Annotated in this window: 11 protein-coding genes, 1 pseudogene and 1 riboswitch; of the genes and pseudogenes, 6 read left to right on the top strand and 6 right to left on the bottom strand. The window is 67.8% G+C overall.

The window, feature by feature from the left end:
* Positions 1–113 precede the first annotated feature (113 nt).
* The 3 genes from ACLJT4_RS05390 (at position 114) to ACLJT4_RS05400 (ending at position 2,094) form a co-directional block, all read left to right on the top strand.
* Positions 114–341 (top strand): DUF5326 family protein, encoded by a 228-nt coding sequence (locus tag ACLJT4_RS05390; protein ID WP_037632552.1) that lies wholly within the window; start codon positions 114–116, stop codon positions 339–341.
* Positions 342–790: 449 nt separating this feature from the next.
* Entirely contained in the window at positions 791–1,567 is a 777-nt protein-coding gene (locus tag ACLJT4_RS05395) for an IclR family transcriptional regulator (RefSeq protein WP_411121216.1), read from the top strand.
* Between the two features lie 104 nt (positions 1,568–1,671).
* A complete protein-coding gene (locus ACLJT4_RS05400) occupies positions 1,672–2,094 on the top strand; it encodes an SsgA family sporulation/cell division regulator (RefSeq protein ID WP_078486673.1) in 423 nt (140 codons plus the stop codon).
* 139 nt (positions 2,095–2,233) lie between these two features.
* On the opposite strand, the gene ACLJT4_RS05405 is transcribed toward ACLJT4_RS05400, so the two are convergent.
* Positions 2,234–3,571, bottom strand: a complete 1,338-nt coding sequence (locus ACLJT4_RS05405) for a YibE/F family protein (RefSeq protein ID WP_411121217.1) — start codon at positions 3,569–3,571, stop codon at positions 2,234–2,236.
* A 70-nt stretch (positions 3,572–3,641) separates the two neighbouring features.
* A riboswitch (TPP riboswitch) is annotated at positions 3,642–3,798 on the top strand.
* Between ACLJT4_RS05405 and thiC the strand changes: the two genes are divergently transcribed.
* Positions 3,793–5,583, top strand: a complete 1,791-nt coding sequence (thiC, locus tag ACLJT4_RS05410) for a phosphomethylpyrimidine synthase ThiC (protein WP_411121218.1) — start codon at positions 3,793–3,795, stop codon at positions 5,581–5,583. It overlaps the preceding riboswitch by 6 nt.
* Positions 5,584–5,915: 332 nt before the next feature.
* Complete coding sequence (locus tag ACLJT4_RS05415) at positions 5,916–6,092, top strand: hypothetical protein (protein ID WP_411121219.1); 177 nt, start codon at positions 5,916–5,918, stop codon at positions 6,090–6,092.
* Positions 6,093–6,144: 52 nt separating this feature from the next.
* Here the strand turns inward: ACLJT4_RS05415 and ACLJT4_RS05420 are convergent, their stop codons facing one another.
* Positions 6,145–7,191, bottom strand: a complete 1,047-nt coding sequence (locus tag ACLJT4_RS05420; RefSeq protein WP_411121220.1) for a hypothetical protein — start codon at positions 7,189–7,191, stop codon at positions 6,145–6,147.
* An 11-nt stretch (positions 7,192–7,202) separates the two neighbouring features.
* Positions 7,203–7,577, bottom strand: coding sequence for a WXG100 family type VII secretion target (locus tag ACLJT4_RS05425; protein WP_411121221.1), 375 nt, complete (start codon positions 7,575–7,577; stop codon positions 7,203–7,205).
* A 913-nt stretch (positions 7,578–8,490) separates the two neighbouring features.
* Here ACLJT4_RS05425 and ACLJT4_RS05430 point away from each other — a divergent pair.
* Positions 8,491–8,724, top strand: a pseudogene (locus tag ACLJT4_RS05430) (hypothetical protein); the annotation flags it as partial.
* 121 nt (positions 8,725–8,845) lie between these two features.
* On the opposite strand, the gene ACLJT4_RS05435 reads toward ACLJT4_RS05430, so the two are convergent.
* The 3 genes from ACLJT4_RS05435 to ACLJT4_RS05445 all read right to left on the bottom strand — a co-directional run bounded on the left by ACLJT4_RS05435 (position 8,846) and on the right by ACLJT4_RS05445 (position 12,362).
* A complete protein-coding gene (locus ACLJT4_RS05435; RefSeq protein WP_411121222.1) occupies positions 8,846–9,727 on the bottom strand; it encodes a hypothetical protein in 882 nt (293 codons plus the stop codon).
* Between the two features lie 210 nt (positions 9,728–9,937).
* Entirely contained in the window at positions 9,938–10,981 is a 1,044-nt protein-coding gene (locus ACLJT4_RS05440) for a metallophosphoesterase (RefSeq protein WP_411121223.1), read from the bottom strand.
* A 280-nt stretch (positions 10,982–11,261) separates the two neighbouring features.
* Positions 11,262–12,362: a LacI family DNA-binding transcriptional regulator gene (locus ACLJT4_RS05445; protein WP_351464481.1), complete on the bottom strand. Its 1,101-nt coding sequence runs from the start codon at positions 12,360–12,362 to the stop codon at positions 11,262–11,264.
* Positions 12,363–12,752 lie beyond the last annotated feature (390 nt).

A 12,752-nucleotide genomic window follows, 5' to 3' on the forward strand; every position in this document is an offset into this window, starting at 1 on the left:
TGGTGTACAGGGGGAACCGGAGACGCGGTGCGACGGATGCGGAGCACGCGGACGGTGCCACCGGAGCGGTACGGACCGACAACGGCGCGACAGACAGAAAGCAGGGCAGAGCAGTGGCTGGTAAGGGGATACTCGCAGGGCTTCCGTGGTGGGTCACCTGGGTCGTGGTGCCCGTCATCCTGATCGTCGTCTTCGGCGGACTGATCGCCACCGCCGTGGGATTCCTGATCGGCCTGCTCTTCAAGGTGCTGATCGCGGCGGCGCTGATCGCCGGTGTCATCTACCTCGTGCGCAGGTTCACCGGATCCTCGTCCTCGTCCTCGTCGAAGAGCGACTGGTAGGCCGAGCCCCCACCGATCGGCACTGTCCGACCCGCACCCCCCGAAGACGCCCTGCCCCCGCCCGGGAGCAGGGCGTCCGGCGTTCCGGAGACCGTCCGACACGCCTTGCGCCGGGGCCGAACGAGGATCGGAATCCGGCCCACCTGCGGTTCTCGCACCGGTGGGGTGCACGGCGTTCCACCTGCTCACCAAGAGTGTGTACCTTGCTTCGTAGCGTCATCGAGGCCGGGCGTGCCGTCGAGACGGGGGCAACTCCCCGACTTTCGGCTCCCGTTCCGGATCGCCCGGGCTACAGTGCGGACGCAGGCGTCTTCCGGATGGTGATGTTCCGGAAAATACCGAGCGATCGGGCCGGAGTCGTGCCGGCAGTCCGGGGAGGCGCACGGCCGCGGGGAGCGGATCCCGCGGCCCGGGCCACGGGGCCATGGCACTCGGACCTGGGGGTTGCGTTGGCGATCGGCAACGACGAGTCCGGCTCGCACCCCACCCTGATCGGGTCGGTGCAGCGGGCGCTGCGACTCCTGGAAGCGGTGGCCGCGCACGCCGACGGTGCGCCCGCCAAGCAGCTGGCCAGGGAGGCCCAACTCCCCCTGCCCACGACCTATCACCTGCTGCGGACGCTGACCCATGAGGGCTATCTGCGCAGGGAGAACGGCGTCTTCGTCATCGGCGAGGGCGCGGAGTCCATCGGTCGGGCGGGGGCCCGGCGCCGGCAGCGCCGGCAGTTGGCCGACGCGCTGGCCGTGGCGGGCCGCGAACTGGGCGCCGCCGTCTACTTCGCCGTCTACCGCGAGGGCGAAGTGGAGGTGGTGGCGATAACCGCCGACCCGGAGCGACCGCCCGTCGAGGAATGGGCCGACTTCCGCTCCACCGCCCACACCCACGCGATCGGCCAGTGCCTTCTCGCGCAACTCGACGAACCGACCAGGAAAGAACACCTGTCCCGTTATCCGGTGCAGTCGATGACGCCCTTTTCGGTGCGTTCCGAAGGTGATCTACTGAATCGGCTGGCTACGGTGCGTCGCGGCCAGGTTGCCTACGATCGCCAGGAATATGCCCTGGGCACGGTGTGTTCGGCGATCCCGGTCCGAGTCGGCTCGGCCGCCGCGACGCTGGCGGTTTCTCTTCCTGCGACGGAAGTGCACCGATTGCAAGCAGTTACGGAGCGACTACGGAAAATGGCGGAGAGGGTACTAACGACACTCGCCTTCTCTATCAGTATCTGAAAACTCACTCCTTGTGATCTGCCTGCATGTGACCGACGATGGCGTCAATAGGGCTTCCGGGGATGATTCCCGGCCATCTCCGATCAAGTGCGGGGCAGTGGTTGATGAACGACACGGTTCAGGCAGAAGTGATCATGAGCTTCCTCGTCTCGGAGGAGCTCGCCTTCCGGATCCCGGTGGAGCTGGAATTCGACAGCGCCGATCCCTATGCCGTCCGGCTCACCTTCGATCTCCCCGGAGACGCGCCCGTGACCTGGGTGTTCGGCCGTGAGCTGTTGCTGGACGGGCTGACCCGCCCGGCGGGCGAGGGCGACGTCCGGGTCGAGCCGTCCGCCCCCGAGCACCTCAGCGACGTCTACATCAGCCTTCAAGTCGGCCCCGAGCGGGCGCTGTTCCGGGCCAGTGCGCCGCCGCTGATCGCCTTCCTGGACCGCACGGACCGGATCGTCCCGCTCGGCAAGGAAGAGGTCTGCGACACCCTGGAGGCCGCGCTCGACCGGATCCTCACGGAGGCTCCGGCCGGCTGAGCCGCCGGCCCCGGCCCCGGCCCCTCTCCCCTGTTCCCCTGCCCTCGCCGCCCGGCTGTCGGCCGCCCCCGCCCTGTTGCGCCCCGTCCGTCACCCGCACCGTCCCCTCGCACCGGCCGGCCCCGTGGCCCGTCCGCCATCAGTGCTTCCGGCGCCGTCCGCGCGCCGCGCGTCGCCCACCGCGTCCACCGACGGCCCCCGTCCGCCCCGACCCGCCCGGCGCCGGTCGGTCCGCCGAGACCACCAGGGCCGCCAGCAGCGTGGTCACCGGCACCGACGCGACCAGCCCGATGCTGCCCACCAGGGTCCGGACGATCTCCTCCGCGACGACTTCGCTGCCGGCGACCCGCCCGACACTGCTCTGCGCGATCGAGAACAGCAGGAGCAGCGGGAGCGCGGCGCCCGCATAGGCCATGACGAGGGTGTTCACCACCGAGGCGATGTGGTCCCGCCCGATGCGCATCGCCGCGCCGTACAGCTTGCGCCAACCCGCCGTCGGATCGGCCTCCTTGAGCTCCCAGACCGCGGCCGTCTGCGTCACCGTCACGTCGTCGAGCACCCCCAGCGAACCGATGATGATCCCCGCCAGCAGCAGACCGCGGATCTCGATGTTCGGGTACAGCCCGTGCACCAGCCCGGTGGTGTCGTCCGTGTTGCCGGTCAGCAGCGCCCAGTGGGTGAAGACCGAGCCCAACAGTGCGATGAGCAGGAGCGAGGCGAGGGTGCCGAGCACCGCCACCGACGTGCGGGCCGTCAGCCCGTGGCACAGGTAGAGCGCGATCAGCATGATCGCGCTGCCGCCGACCACCGCCACCACCAGCGGATCGGAGCCCTGAAGGATCGCCGGCAGGATGAACAGGGTCAACAGGCCGAAGCTGGCCGTCAGCGCCACCAGCGCGAGCACTCCGCGCAGCCGCCCGATGATCACCACCGCGAAGGCGAAGATCGCTGCCAGCACCCACATCGGCACCGTGCGGTCGACGTCGGTCACCGCGTACTGAAGCTCCCTCGGAGCCTTGGGGGAGTAGGAGACGATCACGTCCTGTCCGGTCGTGTAGTGACGCGGGGCATCCGGTGTCACCACCGTCTGGAAGGTCCGGCCGGTGTTCTCCCCCGTGGTGACCTTGATCGTCGCCTGTTCGCAGGGCTTGCCGCGGGACGCTCCGCCGGCCGGTGGCTGGCCCCCGGGCGTGGTGGGCTGCGGCTGCTGCTCGGCGTGCACCGCCGCACAGTCCACCTCCTCGACCTTGGTGACCCGGGCCTTCTCGGTGGGCTGGTCGAAGCCCACACCGGACGGTTTGTGGGGAGGCGCGCCGCCGGGCCAGAGGACGAGCAGACCGACCGCCACCGCGGCCGCGAACGGGATCAGGACGGCGGCGATGACCTTGCGCAGATGGCGGGACACCGGTGCGGCCGGCCCGTGGCCGTGCGCGTGCGCATGGCCGGCGGTGGCGTGCTGGGTTTCGGGAGGGCTCACCGCCCGATCATTGCAAGAACCCGTGGGCCCCCTGTTCACACCGACGCCTCGGCCGCTACCGTGGTGGCACCTTTGCAATCGCGGGAGCTCGGAGCACCGGGCTGAGAGGGCGCTGACCTCCGTCCCAGCGGTGTTTCACGTGAAACACCGGATGACGGAAGCCGCTGCGTCGACCGCCGAACCTGTTACCGGGTAATGCCGGCGTAGGGAGTTGGGTCTACATGACTCTGCAGGATGCACGCACGCCTGAAAACGGCTCGGCCGACGGCGAAAAGCCGCAGATCGGCTGGCACAAGGGCTACGTTTCCGGATCGCGTCCGGACCTCCGGGTCCCGGTCCGGCGGGTGCACCTCACCAACGGCAAGGACGTGACGCTCTACGACACGTCAGGGCCGTACACCGATCCCCAGATCGAAACCGACGTTCGCCGCGGTCTGGCGCCGCTGCGCGAGAACTGGATCATCGCCCGGGGCGACACCGAGGAGTACGCGGGCCGCCCGATGCGTCCCGAGGACGACGGGATCAAGCACACGTCACCGCGCGGTGGCCTGCGCAACCTCGACGCGGTCTTCCCCGGCCGGCCGCGCCAGCCGCGTCGCGGCCGGGGCGGCACCCCGGTCTCCCAGCTCGCGTACGCCCAACGCGGCGAGATCACCGCGGAGATGGAGTACGTCGCCGTCCGCGAGAACGTCTCCCCCGAGTTCGTGCGGGACGAGATCGCGGCGGGCCGGGCGGTGCTGCCGGCCAACATCAACCACCCGGAGATCGAGCCGATGATCATCGGCAAGAACTTCCTGGTGAAGGTGAACGCCAACATCGGCAATTCCGCGGTCACGTCGTCGATCGAGGAGGAGGTGGAGAAGATGACCTGGGCGACCCGCTGGGGTGCCGACACGGTCATGGACCTCTCCACCGGCCGCAACATCCACACCACCCGTGAGTGGGTGCTGCGCAACTCCCCCGTCCCCATCGGCACCGTTCCCCTCTACCAGGCGCTGGAGAAGGTCGACGGCAAGGCCGAGGAACTGACCTGGGAGATCTACAAGGACACCGTCATCGAGCAGGCCGAGCAGGGCGTCGACTACATGACGGTGCACGCCGGCGTGCTGCTCCGCTACGTCCCGCTCACCGCCAACCGGAAGACCGGCATCGTCTCCCGTGGCGGCTCGATCATGGCGGCGTGGTGTCTGGCGCACCATCAGGAGTCCTTCCTCTACACGCACTTCGAGGAGCTCTGCGACATCCTCGCCGCCTACGACGTCACCTTCTCCCTCGGTGACGGCCTGCGTCCCGGCTCCATCGCGGACGCCAACGACGAGGCGCAGTTCGCCGAGCTGCGGACCCTCGGCGAGCTGAACACCATCGCCAAGCGGCACGGCGTGCAGACCATGATCGAGGGCCCGGGCCACGTCCCGATGCACAAGATCAAGGAGAACATCGACCTCCAGCAGGAGATCTGCGAAGAGGCCCCGTTCTACACGCTCGGCCCGCTCACCACCGACATCGCGCCCGCCTACGACCACATCACCTCGGGCATCGGCGCCGCGATGATCGCCTGGTGGGGCACCGCGATGCTCTGCTACGTCACGCCCAAGGAGCACCTGGGCCTCCCGGACCGCGACGACGTGAAGACCGGCGTCATCACCTACAAGATCGCGGCCCACGCGGCGGACCTCGCCAAGGGACACCCCGGCGCCCAGGAATGGGACGACGCGCTCTCCGACGCCCGCTTCGAATTCCGCTGGGAGGACCAGTTCAACCTGGCCCTCGACCCGGACACCGCCCGCGCCTTCCACGACGCGACGCTGCCCGCCGAACCGGCCAAGACGGCCCACTTCTGCTCGATGTGCGGGCCGAAGTTCTGCTCGATGAAAATTAGCCGAAGCATCACAGAGCAGTTCGGCGGTGCAGAGGGCGCGACCCCCGAGGAGGTCCGGGCCGGAATGCTGGAGAAGTCCAAGGAGTTCGCGGCGGCTGGGAACCGGGTGTACCTGCCTTTGGCTGAGTCCTGATGCCTTGGAGCGGTGGGCCTCTGGCACGGTGTATGAGGCCCAGCCAGCCCTCGGCATGATGCGAACGGCCACCGACGTTGCCAGTCAATCCGTATGTACGTTGAACGTAGCTGCGCGGGAGGGAATCCTCGGCTGCGGAGCGTACAACAGGCGAAAGCTATCAGTCTCCATGCCGACTGTTGACTAGCCTGAGTTGGTTTTTCGTCGGCGCCCAGACCTCTTTAAGGTCTGGGCGCCGCGGTATACGGCGTGGCGCCGGGCGGTCGTACCCTCTGATGCCCGGCCGCATGGCCTTCACTTGTCGGTGAGCTAGGCCGAACTTACTTCTTCGAATGCTCAAGAATGCAAACGGATACCAGGCACGCCCCGACGGCACCGATCATCAGGCTGATGAGGACGCTCGTTATCCCGCGACCTTCCGTGAGGCCCAATATGAAACCGCCGGTACCTGCAAATGCTGCGATCCCGCCAAGGATGATCAGGTGGAAGGATCTGAGGTTCAGGAATGAACCAAGCATCTCGTTCAAAAACCACAGTGGAGCGAACCTCCTGCTTTGAGGTCTAGGCGATCGGTCCGCTTCCTCCACGAGTTTTCCCCTCTCCGTATACGGGGTTGAACTTATTGGGGCTTACGTTCCGGCTCTGCTGTTCCAGCTTCTTCGAGTCGTCCTCGGGGGTATAGGCGTAGTCGATAAACGTTGCGACAGCGGCGACAGGCACGCCGAAGATCTTACCTGCGCCCTTAATGATCCCGCTGCCAATCTTGTTGATGACGGATCCGCCACCCGCGCCGAGATTCGTGCCTGCCGTTTTAGCCATCCCTGCGACAGCATTTGGAGGGGTGCCACCCACGAAGTAGTCCCATGCCTCCCCGAACCTGCCGTGCAGTGCAGAATCTCCAGCATTGATCCAGGACTTATAGCTGAAGAATTCTGCCACTGGCTTGATGGTGTCACTGCCCCAGGGCTTGACTCCTAGCGTGTGCGTGCCGGCGCGAGCAGGCTTCCGGAAGTCCTTCTCGTAAGAGCTAATGGAGGTGTAAACCTTGCCCTTGAATCCGTCTGCGGGATCGCCCGAGGTGTTGCTACGGAGAGCCTGAGAGGCGAAGTTGTCTGTTTCTTCTGCGTCGGCGAGGATCTCCTGGATCCTCGCGCTGAAATCTTCGATCTTCTTCTTCTGCAGGGCGCGTATTTCTTCGTTGTCGGGGTCGTCTTGGTTTGGAAGGTCCTGAGTGGTGTCGTTGCGGGCTTCGATATAGCCAGTACTGCTGATCGTCAAACCTCGGTCTGGCGCCTCTGCATCGGCGACTTTATGGAGTTCTGCCTTGTTCTTTTTTAGCCTGCCGTGGGCGTCGCGCAATATGTCGCGAATGCCTTTGGCCTCAGTGACGGCATTCGTGATCTCTTTATCGGCGTCCTCGATCTGACCAGCTGCCACTGCTGAGGTGAGGTCGAGGCTGCTCCAACCTGCCTGACTGAACGTCTTAGACACGTCCCGCGTGAATGCGTCATTCAGGGATTCGAGATGATGGACCTGAGCGTCCCATGCCTCGATGGCGCTCTCCAGCCTGCTTAGGTCGAGGTGGTAGAGCTGTTCGTACGTCACCATGCACTGTCACCTCATCCGAAGGGCGAGTTCTTGGGCATGGGCTTGAATTTCACCATGTTTTCGCGCTCTGTCCGCTCGTAATTTGCGGCGGTATTGGTGCACTTCGTGTGTATGTCGCGTAAGCTCCTGACGAGTTGCGCAACCTGATCATCCCAAATATCTGCCGTATGGCTCAGGGTGTGTCCTAGACTTCCGTCCCATGAAGCGTTCTTGAAAGCGGTGGCTGCATTCACGGTCTCATCCTTCGCGCTACGTCCCTTGGTGTGCAGCTCACCCGCTAGTTCCAGAGAGTTGTTTCCGGCATGGCGTAGCTTCGCTGGATCCTTGATCGCAGCAACCCCGTTTTCCCCAGAATTGGGAGGGGAGGGTGTGGTTCCCCAGTCCATTACATGATCCCCTTCATGTCGATGGCTCTGTGGGGCCGGTGTTGCCGGCACAGAAATTTTGATCGTACCTGCGGCCCTAATGGCTGTACGAGATAGTTCCTCAGGTTGGCTGGTAAGTTGCGGCCTCGGCTGGATCTAAGGCTCCCCGTTCCAGAGTCGGGCCTTTGTTCTCTTCATCTCGCCACAGTCATCAACGCGACTTGATTCGTACGATTTCTTAGCGAGTCCTTGAAGCCTGGGCGGTCTCGGCTATGCACTCAGCGGTTGTGCAGGTCTGCGGCGCCCCCGGGTCTACTTGTTGGTCGGCTGGATCCGCATTCGCTCTAGGTCGCCGTAGCGTGTCCGGGTTGATCGCGTGGCTAAGGAAGCTGGTGTGGGCATGGCGGTTCAACGCCAACGACTCGTGGTCCGAGAATGCGCCCCTCGTCGACGTTGAGTCCGTCTGCTTCGATCGCCCGGAGCGGGATCTGAGGGGCAAGGCCGTGGGACACCACGGTCTTGGGCGGCACGCCGACCTCGTGACTGGGTAGGGGCGGAACATTTACGACCGGCCCAGGTACGGATGCCGGGTGGTCCGCCGGGGTTCTGCAGAGGGGCGCAGCTCGTGCAGGACGCGCAGGAGGGCGAGGCGAGTGCGGCAGAGTGCCAGCGGCCTTCGGAATGACGACGGTCCTCGGGATTGCCGCCCTCGGTATGTGCAATTCGTCCTCCAAGCGGGCGAGGGCATCCCGTACCTGTTCACACAGGGGTGTCACGGCGGGGTTACCGGCGTGGATGCGGTTCTCCTGCCGGAAGTCGGTGACCCACTGATGGAAGCGGGACGACTGACAGGTGCCTTCTGCTACAGACCGTGAGGCTGGCTGTCTACACGGTGGCTTCCAGCTCGCCGTTCATCAACTGGCTTTGCGCGTGGACCGTTCGGCAGCGCCCAGGAGTGCAGGCGCACTTCGGGGCGGTGTCGGTGACCGCTCGCTGCGGAGCCTCGACTGACCCACGACGACGCATCTTCAGATCCATGAAGATCTCCCAGGACATTCGCCGCGAGCACGGCGGTGCGCTGGCCGCCGACGCCGAGGCCGGAATGGCGGAGAAGTCGCGGGAGTTCGCGGCGGCCGGCAACCGCGTCTACCTGCCGATCGCGGACTGAGCCGACGGGACGGACCGGGAACGGCCCGAAGACGTGCGTCGCGTGCGTCTTCGGGCCGTCCGCCCGTTCGTCAACGCGGCCGGGCACCGCGGGGCACCAACGCGGGCGGCCCGCCCGGCAGCTACTCCGACCGGTGTTCCGGCCCCCCGTAGTCGGGGCTGGTGAAGTCCGGGCTGGAGTAGCGGGGGCGGGACCAGGAGGCGTCGGTGTCGCGGCTGCTGAAGCGGGGACGGGTGTAGCCGAGCGTGGGGGTGCGGCGCTCCTCGGCCGGTGTGGGGCGGGGCACGTACCGGACCGGATCGTCCTCTGGGTCGGCCGCGGGATCGGCCAGCGCCTCGCGCAGGAAGGGCAGCAACCCGCGGTCGAGGAGGGCCTGTCGCCAGGCGTCGTGGGCGCTGTCCAGCGCGGCGGTCCGCTCCTTGGCCGCCGTGTCCCGGGCCGTGCCGTTGCGCAGCGCGGTGACGACCACGCAGCCCATGGCGACCAGTGCCCCGGCGGCGGCCAGCCCCGCGAAGACCCAGCCGACGCTGACCAGGGGCCGGGAGACGGCCGGGTCCGGGTCGACGGCGCGCAGCACGTAGCCGATGACGAGGAAGAGGACGGCCGCGATGCCGGCGAGCACCGGCACGAGGACGGTGGCCATCGCGGCGAGCCCGAAGCCGGCAGGATCGGACTCCGGCTCGTCGTCCGCGGTGGCCGGTCCGGTGCGTTCGTCAGAGGTCTGGTCCGCCGACGGACCGCCCCCTCCGGCGCCGGACGCGGCGGTCGACGGGGCGCGCAGCTCGGTGCGCAGCTGTACGAAGCGTTCGTATTCGGCCGTCGCGCAGGCGGCGATCGCGCTGGTCGCGCTGAGCGCCATCATGCGCAACTGCTCGCTGCTGAGCCGGTTTCCGGCGGCGGTGGTGAGATCGTCCGGGCGGTTTTCGGCGGTGCGCAGCGCCTCATCAAGGATCCGCGCGAATTCCGTGCGGTCCTCGTTCAGCAGGTGCGGAGCGCTGTTCATGTGGATCCCCCGAAGCTCCGTAGGGCCGTACGGGCCGGCCGGGGGCCGGGCGCCGGGCGGAAACGGAGGAGAGCCTGCTACGGATAGACCGATGGTAGAGCGCCGCCGGCGCGGGGTGACAGAGAGTTTGCGGAATTTGCCTGATGCCGCGACCGATTCCCGTCCTATCTGATAACAGGTCGGGACGGCATCGGACCGTCGGAGGAACCGTCAGCCCGCCAACGGGAGTTGGCAGACCAGCAGCTTTCCGGCCATCGTGACACCGCCGTCCATCGCGATGGCCAGACCGTCCGCGTAGACGTGCGGGCCGTCCACGGCGACGCCGTCGTCCTCGCCGTCCTCCGCGCCGACCTCGCCCAGCAGGTACGGGATCGGGCTGTGGCCGTGCACGACGCGGTTGCCGCCGTAGGCGTCGAGCAGTTCGCGCACGGCCTGCGCGCCGGCCTCGTCGCGGAAGGCGAACCGCTTGGTGAACTTGCGGAAGAGGTCCCAGACTTCGTCGGCGTCGCTGCGCGTCAGCACATCGTGGACGGTGTCGTTGACCTCCTCGATCGACGCGCCGTATTCGAGGTAGGCGGTGGTGTCGGAGTGCACGAGCAGGTGCCCGTCCTCCTCCATCACGGCGTCCAGGCGGGCCATCCACTGGAGGTGGTGGTCCTCCAGGCGGTCCATGTCGTTCTTCTGGCCGCCGTTGAGCAGCCACGCCGCCTGGAAGGAGGCGGTGCCGGCGCCGGACTGCACGGGCGTGTCGCCGAACCGCTTGGCGCCCAGCAGCAACAGCTCGTGGTTGCCCATCAGGGCCTTGCAGTAGCCGCCGGCCGCCGCGGCCTCGGCGGAGAGCTGCATGACCAGGTCGATGACGCCGATGCCGTCCGGACCGCGGTCGGTGAAGTCGCCGAGGAACCAGAGCCGGGCGGTGCCGGCGGCCCACGTGCCGTCGGCGTCGATCAGCCCCTCGGCCTCCAGCGCGGCGCGCAGTTCGTCGTAGTAGCCGTGGACGTCGCCGACGACGTACAGCGGGCCCAGGCCCTCCGGTGCGGCGGCCGGCTCCTGCGCCGCCAGCACGGACGGGTGGTCGATGAGGGTGTCCGTGCGCGTGATGACCGGCAGGTCACGGGCGGTCGGGGTGTACTCCTCGGGCATCTGCACCGGAGGCGCGGTGGGCGGCGCGACCGGGGTTGCGGCCGGCGCCTGGAGCGGTTGCCCGGCGGGTGCCGGGGGTGGCGGAACGGACTCCGGAGGTTGTGCCCCCATGGTCCACACCATGGGTCCCTGACTGGCCCCCTGAGTCATCGACCCCTCCACCGTTGCGCCGCCGTGCACCTCTCGGACCTTTGCCTGGTCGACGGCGGTCCGCAGTGTCGTGCGCCCATCATAGGAACGCCGCTCGCGGGTTGTGACGCACCCGGGGGTGATCAATCCTGCGAAGCCCGGCGTTCGCGATGGATTTCTCCCGGGATCAGCCCGTTTTTTCCTCGGCGGAGCGGGCGCCCGGGGTTCGCCGGAGCGCCTGGCCCGTCGTGCCGGGGCGCGCTCAGTCGCCGGCCGGGCCCCGCGGCGGGCTGACCGTCGTCCTCGGGGAGCGGCGTTGCGAGGAGGTGCGCACGATCAGGTCGGTCGGTATCACCTGCTCGACCGGGCACGTGCTGTCGAGCCCCTCGATGGCGTCGATCAGGATCTGGACCACGGCGGTGCCGATGCGCCGCGGCTTGAGCGAGAGCGTCGTGATCGGCGGCTCGGTGGTGGCGTAGACGGTGGACTCGCTGCAGCACACCAGCAGCAGGTCGTCCGGTACCCGCAGTCCGTAGCGGCGGGCCGCGGCGAGCAGGTCGGTGCCGTTGGGGTCGAAGAGCCCGTAGACCGCGTCCGGCCGGTCCGGGCGGGCCAGCAGCCGGTCCGCGGCCACGGCGCCCGCCCGCGGGTCGTACGCGGGGTACGACTCGTAGACCGGGTCCTGACCGACCCGCTCGCACCAGTTCAGGTAGGCGGTGGTCGACAGCTGGGTGTAGGTGTCGGTGGTGGTGCCCGTGAGCAGCCCGATGCGGCGGGCGCCGGCCTCTGCGAGGTGGTCGAGCAGGCCGAGGACGGCCGCCTCGTGGTCGTTGTCGACCCAGCCGGTGACCGGGATGGTGCCGCCGGGGCGCCCGTCGGAGACGACCGGGATGCCGTGCCGGACGAGTTCGGTCAGGACCGGGTCGCCGTCGGCCGGGTCGATGACGACGGTGCCGTCGAGGGCGACGTTGGACCAGACGTCGTGCCGGGAGGTCGCGGGCAGGATGACCAGGGCGTAGCCGCGGGCCAGCGCGGCGGAGGTGGCGGCTCTGGCCATCTCCGCGAAGTACGCGAACTCGGTGAAGGTGAAAGGTTCATCCCCGTAGGTGGTCACGGTCAGGCCGATGAGACCCGACTTGCCGGTACGGAGCGTGCGGGCGGCCGCGGACGGGCGGTAGCCCAGCCGGTCGGCCACCTCGCGGACGTGGCTACGGGTGGCGTCCGGAAGCCGGCCCTTGCCGTTGAGCGCGTCGGAGACAGTCGTGATCGATACACCGGCTGCGGCGGCCACGTCCCGGATGCCCGCGCGTCCCAGTCGGCGACCGGACGACCGGCCCACCTGGTGCTTCCCTGCTGCTGTCATGGCGAGCCGATAGTAGGGCTCGCTACGGCCATTCGCGGGTGACCGCCGACGGCCGCAAGAAGGCACGTTTCTGCACGGTGATGTGCCGTCAGCTACCTTGCGATTGAAGGAACTTGCTGGCTCTGATGGGCCTATGGGGGGAGTGGGGAGTGGTCTGCCTGGCGATATGCCCAGGTCTCGAAGAGGTCTCAAGTCACCTTGACGAGGGACGCGCGCCACGGAGTGAGCCACCGGCGCGCACTGCATCGCTTAGCGCTCCCCTTCGGATGCACGCCCGGCGCTCGCCACGGCGGAGCCCGCGGGAAGGTTCGTGGGAAGGCCCGTGGGGCGCGCCCGCGGGAGGGCCGTCACATCAGGGCCTGACGCCGGACGGGGCAATCCTCATAAGGT

The sequence above is a fragment of the Streptomyces sp. x-19 genome, assembly GCF_046549115.1.
GTDB classification, from domain to species: Bacteria; Actinomycetota; Actinomycetes; order Streptomycetales; family Streptomycetaceae; genus Streptomyces; species Streptomyces albulus_C.

Coding starts and splice junctions, on each gene's coding strand:
- ACLJT4_RS05400 (WP_078486673.1), top strand. CDS start 1,672: ATGAACGACACGGTTCAGGCAGAAGTGATCATGAGCTTCCTCGTCTCG.
- thiC (WP_411121218.1), top strand. CDS start 3,793: ATGACTCTGCAGGATGCACGCACGCCTGAAAACGGCTCGGCCGACGGC.
- ACLJT4_RS05415 (WP_411121219.1), top strand. CDS start 5,916: ATGCTCAAGAATGCAAACGGATACCAGGCACGCCCCGACGGCACCGAT.
- ACLJT4_RS05420 (WP_411121220.1), bottom strand. CDS start 7,191: ATGGTGACGTACGAACAGCTCTACCACCTCGACCTAAGCAGGCTGGAG.
- ACLJT4_RS05425 (WP_411121221.1), bottom strand. CDS start 7,577: ATGGACTGGGGAACCACACCCTCCCCTCCCAATTCTGGGGAAAACGGG.
- ACLJT4_RS05435 (WP_411121222.1), bottom strand. CDS start 9,727: ATGAACAGCGCTCCGCACCTGCTGAACGAGGACCGCACGGAATTCGCG.
- ACLJT4_RS05440 (WP_411121223.1), bottom strand. CDS start 10,981: ATGGGGGCACAACCTCCGGAGTCCGTTCCGCCACCCCCGGCACCCGCC.
- ACLJT4_RS05445 (WP_351464481.1), bottom strand. CDS start 12,362: ATGACAGCAGCAGGGAAGCACCAGGTGGGCCGGTCGTCCGGTCGCCGA.